Below are 13,158 nucleotides of genomic sequence, written 5' to 3' on the forward strand. Positions count from 1 at the left end.
ACCCATTCATTGAAATTGTACCTAGATTTAGGAAAATAACATTTACAATAAAATAACTATTCATATGGATCCTACTGTATTGTTGCTCCCCTTTTTATTTGTGCTCTTTATTATCTTTTCGGGAATTTTCACCGTAAAACAACAAACCGCTGCGGTGCTCGAACGTCTGGGGAAATTTCATAGTGTCAGGCAGCCTGGTCTGCATTTTAAGATCCCTTTCCTGGACCGCGTTGCCGGACGGATCAATCTGAAGATCCAGCAACTGGATGTCTTGGTAGAGACCAAGACCAAGGACGATGTTTTCGTTAAACTGAAAGTTTCCGTTCAGTTCCGGGTGAAATCCAATTCGGTATACGATGCCTTCTACGAGCTGGAAAATCCCTACGAGCAGATCACTTCCTATGTATTTGATACGGTCCGGGCCGAAGTGCCGAAACTGAAACTGGATGATGTGTTCCTACGCAAAGATGATATTGCGGTGGCCATTCGCCGGGAGATCTCGGACGCTATGAGCGAATACGGATACGTCATCGTAAAGGCACTCGTTACCGATATCGATCCGGATCACGCCGTGAAAAATGCCATGAACCGCATTAATGCAGCCGAACGTGAGAAAGTAGCGGCCGAGTACGAAGGTGAGGCTGAACGTATCCGGATCGTAGCCAAGGCGAGAGCCGAAGCGGAAAGTAAAAGACTGCAGGGTCAGGGTATTGCCGACCAGCGCCGTGAGATCGCCAAAGGTTTGGAGGAATCAGTGGATATCCTCAATAAAGTAGGGATCAATTCCCAGGAGGCTTCCGCACTGATCGTAGTTACCCAGCATTACGATACGCTGCAGGCCATGGGTGAAAACGCCAATAGTAACCTGATCATGTTACCCAACGCACCAAGTTCGGCCAGCGATATGCTCGGGGATATGACCGCCAGCTTTGTCGCCAGTCAGCAGATCGGCGAGAAGATGAAAGAACAGTCGAAAAAACTGGAACTGAAAGAAGCTATCAAGGCTAAGAAATAGATCTTATTAAAACTGTCGGGTGGAAAAAAGCCCGGCAGTTTTCAATCCCACTTCAACACTCCAACACACAACAACTCCAACACAATGATTTTTCTAATCAAGGTCCAGTAGAAATTTCATCGTATCCACTCCATCCGCGTAGTCCCATAGTTCCGGTTCCTGGGCTTTCCCGAACGGAAATTGCTCCACCTCTTCCAGATCCATTTTACTCACGACACACTGAATCTCTTCCTCCCGGCTTTTCAGATCCGTGACCAGTTCCTGCTCACTATCGTAGTACTCGTAGTGCAGGCCCGCAATGTGCGATTGTAGATTGGGATTTTCCGTCAGAATGATACACCCGTTCGCCCGGTAAGGCACCTTATTCAGCATGAAAAGGGCGTAATTATAATCGAAGTTATTTTTGTATTTGCTGTGCGTAATGATGTCCCGGTATTCATGAAACGCCGTCAATAACGGATCAAAATCGTAGCCTTCGGGAACATACAGTTTAGCTACATTCCGGCATCCCAATCCAAAATAGCGAAATACATCTTTACCCAGCGCCATGAGTTCATCGTGATCCTCCGCCCCGTTAAGCACCGCCACGGCATTGCGGTTTTTCCGGATAATGTTGGGATACTTACCGAAGTAGGATTCGAAGTAGCGGGCGGAATTATTGCTACCCGTCGCAATGACGGCATCAAAGTCCTTCAGCTGCTCTACGATCCGAAAATAGGCTGCGGTACGTTCATCGATCTCGTTTAGCCTTTTAAGCAGGAAAGGCAGGAGGTAGGGATCTTTATCGGACAATTTGATCACCGCGTGGTGACCGGCAACGAAGACGCATAATACATCGTGAAACCCGACCAGCGGGATATTGCCCGCCAGTACCATGCCGACCGACCGGATGTTTTCCGGTTCGTGCATTTCATAACGATCCAGCCACTGGTCCAGTTTTTCCTTATCTAGCATTTTGGTACTGATGGCTTCCAGCGCCAGCCGCTGATTTTCTTTGGTGAACCAGGGATTATTGAAAGCCGTACGATGGATCACCGCTTCCCGGTATTCATCCTCCCCTCGGAGACTTTCCCCCAATTTCACCAGTGCATCCAGTCGCTCGTTTAAATTCATATTTCTACTAATTTCAAACTTTATTGTTCCTGTTTGGTCCAGCACTGCCGGATCTGAGCTATCGTCATGGTCCGCAGTCGCTCTACGTTGACCTCCGGTATCCGATCCGGGTCCGGAAAATTATCCACCGCCTTGCTGATACTTTCCTCCCGCAGCAGATGCAGCATCGGAAAAGGGGAACGGTTCGTATAATTAGCGGGATCATCATGGGGAGTGCCCGCGAACTGGTAATCCGGATGAAAGGAGGCCAGCTGCAAAATACCGTTCAGTCCCGCCTCTTCCAGTATATCTTCGGCCACTCCCAGAAAATCGTTGTAATCGAGAAAATCCGTCAGAACGTTCGGGTGAACGATCAAAGTGGTTTCCACCGCTTTGGGATCCGTACGGAGTAAATGATCCAACTCCCTTAATAAGGTGTCAGCCAGCTCTTCGGGATCCCTGCTTTCCTCGAGTACAATGCGGATCTGGTCTTTCCGAAACGGCACTGCGGCGAACGGACAAAGATTCAGGGCAATTACAAAATTCCTGACCCACTCCCTGGTCTTTTTCAGGTACTCCATTCCTCGCAGTTTACAGGGTTTTGCGGCTGTTGACGTAAGTCCGCCACTTCTCCATGACGGCGGCAAAATCTTCGGGAAGGTCCGTTTCAAAATGCAGTCGCTCTCCGCTTACCGGGTGGGTAAACCCAAGAGATTTCGCGTGCAGCGCCTGCCGCGGCATCACCGTGAAGCAATTCTCCACAAACTTTTTGTATTTACTGAACACCGTACCCTTTACGATCTGGTCCCCGCCGTATTTGTCATCGCTGAACAGCGGGTGACCGAGATGCTGCATGTGGATCCGGATCTGGTGCGTCCGGCCGGTTTCCAGCCGGCATTCGATCAGGCTGACGTAGTACATGCCCTCCAATGTCTTGTAATGGGTTACGGCCCATTTCCCTTCATCCCCTTCCGGAAATACCGTAAAGAGTTTTCGGAAACGCGGGTGCCGGCCGACATTGGCGGTAATGGTCCCGTTTGGTGGATCGGGTTCTCCCCAGACCAGTGCCTGGTACGTACGGTCAACAGTGTGATTATAGAATTGCTTAGCCAGGTGGGTCATGGAGTAATCCGTCTTGGCGACCACCAGCAAACCGGAGGTATTCTTGTCGATCCGGTGCACCAGTCCGATCCGGTCCGGATCGTTGCCCTTCATCACCGGCAGATCCTTAAAGTGATAGGCCAGCGCATTCACCAGCGTTCCGTTCGGATGCCCAACGCCCGGGTGAACCACCATGCCGGGTGGTTTGTAGACCACCATCAGGTCGTCATCCTCGTAACGGATATCCAGTGGAATATCTTCCGGTTGTACCGGCCCGAGGTGTTCCTGGGGCGGTTTCGGCAGGATCAGGGTGATCACCTGCCCGGGTTTGACTTTGAAGTTCGGCTTTACCTCTTTATCATCTACCAGAATGGATCCGGAACGAATGGCGTTCTGCAGGCGGTTGCGGGAAACTTTCATCAGACGATCCATCAGAAATTTATCGATCCGCAGGGGAGCCTGTTTGGGATCGATCACAATTTGCTGATGATCCTGATAATCATCCGAATCCAGCCCCTCCTGTTCTTCACTGTCTTGAATGTCTAGCTCTTCTGTGGACATAACTCCTCGTAAATTTTCGCAAAAATATAACTAATGGTAAAGCTTCTCAATTTTCTTGGCATCTTTGCAGGCTCAAAGGACAAAAATATCACAATAGACTATGAAAAAGATCGGATTTGGTTCCCGTTGTGTACACGATATTCGCAAAGAAAGCACCACGGCCTCACACACCCTGCCCATTTACGCTACCTCCTCCTTTGACTTCTCCTCCATTGAGCAGGGAATGGCGGTATTTACCGGCGAGGAAGAAGGACACCTCTACAGCCGTTTTGGTAACCCCACCATTGAAAGTGTTGCCGCCAAGATCGCCGCGCTGGAAGCCTATAAACTGGACATCGAAACTTACGGCTATCTTTTCAGTTCTGGTATGAATGCCATCACAACTTTGATGCTGGCCTGTGTAAAACCCGGCCAAAAGATCCTTACCCAGGGAAATCTCTACGGAGGGACCACGGAACTCTTCAACAAGATCCTGCAACCGCTCGGGCTCGATCCGATCCTGACCAACCTGCAGGACCTCGACCAGGTAGAAAGGCTGTTGCAGCAGGATGACAGCATCCGCATGATCTATTTTGAAACGCCGGCCAACCCCACCCTGGCCTGTGTGGATATCGCCGCACTGGCTGATCTCGGTCAACGGTACGACTGTCTGGTGACTGCCGATAATACCTTTTGCAGCCCTTATGTCCAGCAGCCTTTCGCGTTTGGCGTAGACTTCGTCGTTCACTCCACCACCAAATATATCAACGGACACGGTAACTCTACCGGAGGCGCCATCATTGGAAAAAAAGGCCAGCCGGGAAAAGAGGAGATCTTTATGGGGCTTAAACTCGTCGGCGGGAACAGCAATGCCTGGGACGCCTGGTTGATCAACAACGGCATGAAAACGCTGGAGCTCCGGATGGAACGCCATTGTGCCAATGCCCTGCAGATCGCAAAATATCTCACGGAACATTCTCAGGTAGAGCAGGTCAATTATCCGGGCCTTACCTCCCATCCGGACCACGCTCTGGCCAAACGGCAGATGCGCGCTTTCGGAGGAATGCTGAGTTTTGAACTGGCCGGTGGGCTGGAAGCGGGCAAGGCTTTTATGAACCGCCTGCAATTTTGCAAACTGGCCCCCACCATGGGCGATGTGGATACGCTGGTGTTGCACCCGGCATCCATGTCTCACCTGCGCGTGCCCCCGGAGGTACGCCTGGCCAACCAGATCACGGACGGTCTGGTGCGACTATCGGTGGGTATTGAGAATGCAGAAGACATAATTGCCGATCTCGATCAGGCCATCGGAGCCTGATCCTTTGTGCTTGCCGGTTTTGTGGTAACCGGCAAGCATAAAATGTCAGCTAGGTGGTGTAGATCATCGGCTTGACCAGTTCTACTTCCTGCCAGATCCCATCCAGAAAGATCTTCGTGGTCGTATAACCAACCTCTTGCAACACGCGACTAGCGTGATCAAATCCTTTAGTAATATCATCGGGATGGTGAGCATCCGAACCGATATTTACCGGGATGTTCATCTCCCGGGCGATCTCCAGGGCCCATTTTCCCGGATAGGTCTCTTCCAACTCTTTCTTGTAAAAGCTTTTCGTGTTGACCTCCATAATGACGCCGGCCTGGGCGATCACTTCCATTGTACGGATCACTTCCTCCCTATACCAACTTGCCCGTTCCGGAAAGAACCGGTCTCCTTTATTCAATTTTTTGATGCGGTCCAGGTGAGCAACCATATCCGGCCGGTAATCCCGCACCATGATCCGGATCAATTCATAATACCGCATTAAGGCAGCTTTAACATCTCCCTGAAAAACTTCGTTGATTCCTCTTTCGAATTGCGCTACCGAGGCTTCAAATCCCCAGGGGCGTCCGTCCGGGAAGAAATCGACATAATGGACGGCACCGATCGTATAGTCCAGATCGGCTTCCTTAATGTGCCGGCTTTCCAGACTGATCATCCCCGGTATATAATCGACTTCGAGGGATTTGTAGATCTGGATCCGGTCGCCGTACTGTTCCTTCAGTCGGTCAACTTCGCTGAGATAAGCAGCCAGGTCTTCCATTTTCATCGCCCCAAAATCAGCATGTGGGATCGGTGCGTGATCGGAAAAGCCGTAGAGCAGCAGCTCCTGATCGATCGCATTTTTCAGATAGTCTTCGGGGCTCAATCGTCCATCACTGAAATTGGAATGGGCATGATGATTTGCTAATTGCATATGCTTATTTTTTGGCAAAACTAAGGTCTTCGTTTAAAATCAAAGTTAAGCCAGTGTGAAGCTAATGCTGTTATTAACCCCGATCCGGAGTAATTAGTTCTTGTAATAGGCTTCCGTGGTATTCATCACCGTATTGCAGACCACAGACAGTGCGGCCAGCGCTACCGGATCTACCTTTTGGGACAGCCCGGCTTCGCCTACGCTGACGTACTCACGCAGCGCCTCCGGCCGATCCCGGAAATACGCCAGCTCTTCCTGGTATTGCCGGTCCAGAATGGCCTGCTCTTTGGGAGTCGGCGGCCGGCTGGTGAGTCGACGGAAAGCCTTTTCCACGGCCATTTCGGGATCAGCCCCGGTTTCCAGCAAACTTCGCTGGGCCAACATCCGGCTGGCTTCCACCATTTGCGGATCGTTCAGTAACACCAGCGCCTGGAGCGGCGTGCTGCTGTTCTGCCGGCGTACTTCGCATTGATTGCGGTCATTGGCATCGAAAATAAGCATGTACGGCGGTGGAACGTTGCGCTTCCAGATCGTGTACAAACTCCTTCGGTACAATCCATCTCCATTATCGGCATGGTAGAAAGGCCCCCAGGGATGGTTGGAGACTTCCCGCCAGAGTCCCTGCGGCTGGTAGGGAAATACGCCGGGACCACCGACTTCATTGATCAACAGCCCGCTTACCGCCAGGGCATTATCCCGTACCATCTCTGCATCCCAGCGATAGCGGGGAGCGCGGGCCAGCAGGCGGTTATCCGGATCAAGCTCCCGGAGTTCGGGGCGAACTACGGAGGATTGCTGATATGTAGCCGACATGACCATTAGTTTCAGCATGTGCTTCATATCCCAGTCGTTGTCCATAAAGGTGACCGCCAGCCAGTCGAGCAGTTCCGGATGCGTGGGCAGTTCGCCCTGATTGCCGAAATCCTCCGAAGTGCGAACGATACCCCGGCCAAAGACCAGTTGCCAAAGCCGGTTGACCATTACCCGGGCCGTCAGCGGATTGTTCTTATCGATCAACCACTGCCCGAGGCCGTAGCGGTTGCGGGGCAAATCCTCATCCCAGCTCAAAATGCTCGACGGAACGTCCGGCTCTACCGGTTCGCCCGGTTTATCGTATTCGCCCCGTTCCAGCAGATAGGTCGGTCGGGGTTGTTCCAGATCTCCCATAACCATGATCTCCGTAACCGTGTCAATGGTTGCCAGATGTTTGCGGTGCCAGAATTGCAAGCTGTCGCGGGCAGCGGCAATGGCGGGATCGTGATTGAGCCGGTAAAAGGCCCGCCGCCCTTGCTGGTCGGATCGCCATTTTGCCAAAGCGGGTTTCGGATCGTATACATAGGCCACTTCTACCGGGCTTAATTCATTGTTGAATACCTGCACATCGTCGATCTTCCCGCCCGCAAAATCCGCATCGTAGTGCCGGTTACCGGCTCCCATACCGTTATACGGAATGTAGATATAAGTCCCATTCCGTGGTATTGCACTCCGGTAGATCCGGTTGTGGATGATCCGGGTAGCGACGGGTTCACCGTCCCAGTACATCCTAATTCCTTCCGCCCGGCTGCTACCATCGTAGGTAAAAGTAAGCTGGACCCATTCGTTGAGCGGCAGTTCATTGACAGATTCTACGTGCAGGGATTGGTACGGCCAGGCGTGATTGATCCGGAAACTGACGTGGTTGCTGTCAATTACCACATCGTAACCGCGATATCCCTGCACCCGGCTATTGGCATTGAAGATCACATTGGCCTCTTCGAATGCCTTGGGCGTATTGATGTAAAAGCTAAAAGAAAATGGCTCGGTACGTTCGAAAGTGATGCCGTCTCCCGGAAAATTAACGGTGCCGCCGCTTTCCATCTGCAGCGCTTCCCCCTGGTGTCCCGGAACAACGCTGGTTTCCCAGAAGGAACCCCTCTGGTCCGGATGAACCTCGTTGGTAAACCGGTGATCTTTGATGGCATCGAAGGTGTACCGCGCTACCCTCTTGTCCCGGATGGCATCAGCTAATTGCCCATCGACTGCCTGATCATCCCACCGGGAAAAATCCGGATCCGACTTATCCCGCGCTGTTTCCAAAATTTCCTTTTTCTGATCGATCTTATTTTCAATAAAGCGAACGATCTCCCGGGTTTCTTCCCGCGTTAGGGGCAAAGTCGGCCCCGGATCGATCGCACCGTTGCCCAGAATGCCGTCGCCGCGTTCATTGGTACTATTGAAAAAACCGAACAGTTGGTAATAGTCTTGTTGAGAGATCGGATCGTACTTGTGATCGTGGCAACGGGCACAACCGAGGGTAAGTCCCATAAAGGCTTTCCCGAGGGTATTGGTGCGGTCCGCCACATTTTCAATCCGGAATTCTTCCGGTATGATGCCCCCTTCCGAATTGTGTTTGTGGTTGCGGTTAAACCCCGTAGCCAGCACCTGCTCGTGACTCGCGTCGGGGATCTGGTCACCCCCGATCTGCCACAAGACAAACTGATCGTAGGGCAAATTCTTATTAAAAGCTTCGATCACCCAGTCCCGCCAGGGCCACATCCGCCGCCAGAAGTCGTCCAGATAACCTTCGCTGTCGGCATATCGGGCCACATCCATCCAGTGGGCCGCCATCCGTTCGCCGTAGGCCGGAGAGGCCAGCAGGCGGTCCACCAGATTTTCGTAGGCGTTTGGCCGCTCATCCGACAGAAAGGCATCGATCTCCGCTAAGGTGGGTGGCAATCCGGTGAGGTCAAAGGTCAGCCGGCGAATAAGTTGTTCTTTACGGGCCCGGTCACTGGGAGCGATATTTTCCCGTTCCAGTCTGGACAGGATAAACCGGTCAATCTCATTATTTACCCATTCGGATTGTTCTACTTCCGGCAGCGCTTCTTTCCGGGGCGGAATAAAGGCCCAGTGGTCTCGATATTCCGCGCCCTGATCAATCCAACGAACCAACAGGGCTTTTTCTTCCGCCGACAAAGTGAGGTTGGATTCCGGTGGCGGCATCATCAATTCCGGGTCGTCGCTTAAAATGCGGTGGTAGACCTGACTTTTCGCAACTTTCCCGGGCACCAGGGCAAAACCGTTACCGGATGCCAGAGCGGCGTAGGCATTTTCCGCAATATCCAGTCGCAGTTCCGCCTCCCGTTTATTGGCGTCCGGCCCGTGGCAGGCAAAACACCGATCCGATAAGATGGGCTTGATGTGAAAATTAAAGTCCACCTTTTCCGGGAGCTTATCCGCAGCTGCGGTTACGTCTTCGGGCAATTCGCCACCGCAGGAGGCCAACATCAGCCCCAAAGAGATCAATAAAAAACAGGATTGGAGAGGGTATGATCGATTCATAAAGTATTGGTAAAATCGTTTGACAAACAGACCATCGGGCTAAACGTCAATAGGCAAGCCGGCGGTCCCTACGCGCATGTTCTAGGCCAGGATATCCTTTACCACCTTTCCGGAAACATCCGTCAGGCGATACCGCCGGCCCTGGTGTTTGAAGGTGAGGCGTTCGTGATCCACGCCCATCAAATGGAGCATGGTTGCCTGAAAATCGTGGACATGCACCGGATCCCGGGCAATGTTATAACTGAAGTCATCGGTGGCACCGTAGCTCATGCCCGTTTTGATCCCGCCGCCGGCCATCCAGATGCTGAAGCAGCGCGGATGGTGGTCCCGACCGTAATTCTCTTTGGTCAATTTACCCTGAGAAAAGCTGGTACGGCCGAATTCGCCACCCCAGATAACCAGGGTATCATCGAGTAATCCCCTTTGCTTGAGGTCCTTCACGAGTGCTGCTGATGCCTGATCGGACGAACTGGTCATTTTCTGAATGGCGCCGGGCAAACCTCCATGTTGATCCCAGCCCATGTGAAATAGTTGGATAAAGCACACATCGCGTTCCGCCAGACGCCGGGCGAGCAGGCAATTGGCCGCAAATGTGCCGGGGGTGCGGGCATCCGGTCCGTACATATCGAAGATGTAATCCGGCTCGTCGGAGAGATCCGTCACATCCGGTACGCTGGCCTGCATGCGGTAGGCCATTTCGTACTGGTTCAGTTTGGAATCGATCTCCGGATCACCCCATTCCAGCTTTTGTTCCTTTTCCAGCTCGGTCAGATAATCCAGAGCCCTCCGCCGGGAATGGCGGTCGATCCCGTCCGGATTGTTGATGTACAGGACCGGATCGCGTCCGGAGCGGAACTGTACCCCCTGGTGGTGCGAGGGAAGGAAGCCGTTACTCCAGGCATTTTTATTAAGATTCTGGACATCCTCCCGTCCCTTGGACAGCATGACCACGTAGGAAGGCAGATTTTGGTTCGGACTGCCCAATCCGTAACTGAACCAGGACCCGACCGACGGCCGACCGGTCTGCTGCGAGCCGGACTGAAAAAAAATGAGGGCCGGTTCGTGATTGATCGCCTCGGTATGCATGGATTTGATCACGCAGATATCGTCGACGATCTGGGAGGTATGCGGCAGGAGGTCACTTACCCAGGTGCCGTTCCGGCCGTGTTGCTGAAAGCCGAATTTGGAACCTACCAGCGGGAATGTCGCCTGGGCGGTTAACATGCCGGAAAGCCGCTGGTTTCCCCGAACGGAGTCCGGGATCTCTTCGCCCCAGCGGCGGATCAGTTCCGGTTTATAATCAAAAAGTTCGATCTGGGAGGGTCCACCGTACTGGAACAGATAAATGATGCGCTTGGCCTTGGGCGCGTGGTGGAGCTGTTGGAGGATTCCCCCGTTGGGAATGTTCCCGGGCGATGGAACCGGAGGGCCACTTTGCCGGCCAAATAGTTCGGGTCCCAGTAAGGAACCCAGGGCCAGGGCCCCCAGGCCATTGGTTGTTTTTCGTAAAAAGTCACGACGGGTTTGCTGTCGCAGGTGTTCAGATAAAAAGTCTTGCATACTGGGCAGGTTTTTCGTTGCTCGTTTCGCTTAATAGAAACTGTTTTAAAAATAAAGGATTTTTTCGATTTCACTGTGCTGCCCGTCAATGCATATTTATCTTTAGCCGAAGCCCAGAGAATTAACAAAGGCTTAATCAACCATTTTCACCCTATTCATTCATTTTCACCTTTTTTGCGCAAAAAAATGAAAAACGCCTTAATCCTAACAGTAACGCTATTGGCGCATCTGACGCTAATGGCCCAAACTCAACAGGACACCTTCCTGGTCAAACCTTATTTACAGTTTGCTTCCCAAACCGGCATCTATGTGCTTTGGGAAACTTCAAGTCCGGCCACGACCGTGGTGGAATACGGGAAGGCACTGCTCGATGCCAAAGAGCCCAATCTGTCACTGAACAAGACCATCGACGGCGAACGACTGCTCCATGAAGTTGAACTCAGCGGACTGGAAATCGCCACCAAATACGTTTACCGGATAAAAAGTGTACTGGAGAACGGACAGGAGCTCATCAGCCCGGTCTATACTTTCCGAACGGCGGTGAAGGATGAAGATGCCTATGCATTCGCCTTCATCGGTGATTCCCAGCAGAACGGTCGTACGCCCTGGGCCTGGGGCAAGATCGCTCAGAAGATCTGGGAAGGTCGTCCGCACTTCATTGTGCACGCTGGAGATATTGTCGACCAGGGCACCCGAAAAACGGACTGGACCCAGCAGTTTTTCCCTAATGGCCACGTAGCCATGAGCCGCTACCCAATGTATACCGTACTGGGCAATCACGAGCAGGATGCCCAACACTATTACGATTACATGGTAAATCCCGCTCCGGAATATTACTATACCTTCAAATACGGCAACGCCCAGTTCTTCATGATCGACACCAACCGGGACATTTCGGAAGGCTCCGAACAGTATAACTGGCTGGAATGGGAACTGGCCAAATCCAAAGCCACCTGGAAATTTGTGGTGCACCACCATCCTCCCTACTCCAGTGAGGAAAATGATCATGGCGATACCTATATCGGCGCTTCCTCCTACGGTACCCACGCGCGGGATCTTACGCCTTTGTACGATGCCTACAATGTGGACTTCTGCCTGTTCGGCCACGTACACATGTACGAAAGAAGCTGGCCGATATTTGATAATGCGATTAATCTCAAGGATGGTGTCGTATACATCAATTCCGGCGGTGCCGGCGGCGGTTTGGAAGATTTTGACCCGGCGCGCTCCTGGTTCACCCAGGAATTACAGACCGGCCATCATTACACCACGTTCAATGTATTTGATAAAACCCTGGTTTTTAAAGCTATTGACCATGAAGGCCGCCTGTTTGATACCTTCCAGATGACCAAGGAAGAAGATAACTCCACCAGCATGATGCAGCCGCCGGCTCCACATCTGAATGTCGACCACTTTGTGTTTCAGAAGGAAACCACGGTGGAAATGTCCGCTCTGGAAACCACCCACGAGATTTATTATACACTGGACGGCTCCGAACCCAGTCGCCAGTCGACGAAATACACCGGACCGTTCCAGATCGATAAAAGTGTAGAACTAAAAGTGAGAGCCTTCACTCCGGCGGGTAAGGCCAGTCGCTTGATCCAGCGATCGTTTACCCAAATGGCTCCGTTGCCGGCCCAAAAGACTAAACGCACCGAAAGCGGCCTGGCCTATAAATATTACGAAGGGAAATGGAAACAACTTCCGCCATTCGATGAATTGGAAGTGGTTCGTACCGGCGTCGCTGAAAATATCAGCGTCAACAGTTTCGAACACCGGGACGATCGATTCGCAGTGGTGCTGGAAGGATACGTAGAGATCGGTTCAACCGGTATTCACAAGTTCTTTCTGGCTTCGGATGACGGCTCCCGCCTGTACATTGACGGCCGGCTGGTGATCGATCACGACGGGGATCACAGCAACCAGACGAAATACGGCAGTATCGTTTTGGAAAAAGGGAAACACCAGATCCGGGTGGAGTACTTTGAGGCGTCCGGTTCCGAACTCCTGAGTGCGGGTACGGTGGATGCGGCGATGGGCAAGATGCCGTTCGGGCCTATGAAACTAAGCCATTGAGGGATAGCACTTTAGACTTTCTAAGTTTTCGAAACTTAGAAAGTCTTTTCTTCACCACCACCAGACCAACATGAGTCATCCCGAATTTTGGCCTAGGCTGAAATTCGGGATGAACTGTGTTCCCATGCAAGCAAAAGAGTGAAAAAATTATGCTGATTTGTATTTGAGATAATATCGATTATCAAATTTTCGATCATATTTGATTACCGCAAATACTTG

9 protein-coding genes are annotated in these 13,158 nt (G+C 52.0%); 3 read left to right on the forward strand and 6 right to left on the reverse strand.

The genetic code is table 11. From position 1 onward, the window contains the following. The first annotated feature begins 64 nt into the window (after positions 1 to 64). Entirely contained in the window at positions 65 to 1,015 is a 951-nt protein-coding gene (locus tag CRP01_RS12900) for an SPFH domain-containing protein (protein WP_099150450.1), read from the forward strand. 93 nt (positions 1,016 to 1,108) lie between these two features. Here CRP01_RS12900 and CRP01_RS12905 read toward each other — a convergent pair whose 3' ends face one another. Genes CRP01_RS12905 through CRP01_RS12915 form a run of 3 tightly spaced genes read right to left on the reverse strand, consistent with a single transcriptional unit; the run spans position 1,109 to position 3,769 of the window. Continuing rightward, positions 1,109 to 2,128, reverse strand: a complete 1,020-nt coding sequence (locus CRP01_RS12905; protein WP_099150451.1) for an acyl-CoA reductase — start codon at positions 2,126 to 2,128, stop codon at positions 1,109 to 1,111. Between the two features lie 20 nt (positions 2,129 to 2,148). Further along, positions 2,149 to 2,688, reverse strand: coding sequence for a DUF1415 domain-containing protein (locus CRP01_RS12910; protein ID WP_099150452.1), 540 nt, complete (start codon positions 2,686 to 2,688; stop codon positions 2,149 to 2,151). Between the two features lie 10 nt (positions 2,689 to 2,698). Continuing rightward, positions 2,699 to 3,769: an RluA family pseudouridine synthase gene (locus CRP01_RS12915; protein ID WP_099150453.1), complete on the reverse strand. Its 1,071-nt coding sequence runs from the start codon at positions 3,767 to 3,769 to the stop codon at positions 2,699 to 2,701. Between the two features lie 100 nt (positions 3,770 to 3,869). Here CRP01_RS12915 and CRP01_RS12920 point away from each other — a divergent pair, with 100 nt between their 5' ends. After that, the gene (locus CRP01_RS12920) at positions 3,870 to 5,066 is read left to right on the forward strand and encodes a trans-sulfuration enzyme family protein (protein WP_099150454.1); all 1,197 of its coding nucleotides are present in this window, start codon (positions 3,870 to 3,872) and stop codon (positions 5,064 to 5,066) included. 49 nt (positions 5,067 to 5,115) lie between these two features. Here CRP01_RS12920 and CRP01_RS12925 read toward each other — a convergent pair whose 3' ends face one another. From CRP01_RS12925 to CRP01_RS12935, 3 genes are all read right to left on the reverse strand, one after another. Next, positions 5,116 to 5,982: a histidinol-phosphatase gene (locus CRP01_RS12925; RefSeq protein WP_099150455.1), complete on the reverse strand. Its 867-nt coding sequence runs from the start codon at positions 5,980 to 5,982 to the stop codon at positions 5,116 to 5,118. A 93-nt stretch (positions 5,983 to 6,075) separates the two neighbouring features. Then, the gene (locus CRP01_RS12930) at positions 6,076 to 9,303 is read right to left on the reverse strand and encodes a DUF1553 domain-containing protein (protein WP_099150456.1); all 3,228 of its coding nucleotides are present in this window, start codon (positions 9,301 to 9,303) and stop codon (positions 6,076 to 6,078) included. 81 nt (positions 9,304 to 9,384) lie between these two features. Beyond that, entirely contained in the window at positions 9,385 to 10,863 is a 1,479-nt protein-coding gene (locus CRP01_RS12935; RefSeq protein ID WP_099150457.1) for a DUF1501 domain-containing protein, read from the reverse strand. Between the two features lie 186 nt (positions 10,864 to 11,049). On the opposite strand from CRP01_RS12935, the gene CRP01_RS12940 reads away from it, so the two are divergent. Further along, positions 11,050 to 12,939 (forward strand): metallophosphoesterase, encoded by a 1,890-nt coding sequence (locus CRP01_RS12940; protein ID WP_233752675.1) that lies wholly within the window; start codon positions 11,050 to 11,052, stop codon positions 12,937 to 12,939. Positions 12,940 to 13,158 lie beyond the last annotated feature (219 nt).

It is taken from the genome of Flavilitoribacter nigricans DSM 23189 = NBRC 102662, from assembly GCF_002646595.1.
Lineage (GTDB): Bacteria > Bacteroidota > Bacteroidia > Chitinophagales > Saprospiraceae > Flavilitoribacter > Flavilitoribacter nigricans.

Bases quoted from the DNA above. Each gene is read 5' to 3' on its own strand.
- CRP01_RS12925 (WP_099150455.1), bottom strand. From the start codon at position 5,982: ATGCAATTAGCAAATCATCATGCCCATTCCAATTTCAGTGATGGACGA.
- CRP01_RS12935 (WP_099150457.1), bottom strand. From the start codon at position 10,863: ATGCAAGACTTTTTATCTGAACACCTGCGACAGCAAACCCGTCGTGAC.
- CRP01_RS12900 (WP_099150450.1), top strand. From the start codon at position 65: ATGGATCCTACTGTATTGTTGCTCCCCTTTTTATTTGTGCTCTTTATT.
- CRP01_RS12910 (WP_099150452.1), bottom strand. From the start codon at position 2,688: ATGGAGTACCTGAAAAAGACCAGGGAGTGGGTCAGGAATTTTGTAATT.
- CRP01_RS12915 (WP_099150453.1), bottom strand. From the start codon at position 3,769: ATGTCCACAGAAGAGCTAGACATTCAAGACAGTGAAGAACAGGAGGGG.
- CRP01_RS12940 (WP_233752675.1), top strand. From the start codon at position 11,050: ATGAAAAACGCCTTAATCCTAACAGTAACGCTATTGGCGCATCTGACG.
- CRP01_RS12930 (WP_099150456.1), bottom strand. From the start codon at position 9,303: ATGAATCGATCATACCCTCTCCAATCCTGTTTTTTATTGATCTCTTTG.
- CRP01_RS12920 (WP_099150454.1), top strand. From the start codon at position 3,870: ATGAAAAAGATCGGATTTGGTTCCCGTTGTGTACACGATATTCGCAAA.
- CRP01_RS12905 (WP_099150451.1), bottom strand. From the start codon at position 2,128: ATGAATTTAAACGAGCGACTGGATGCACTGGTGAAATTGGGGGAAAGT.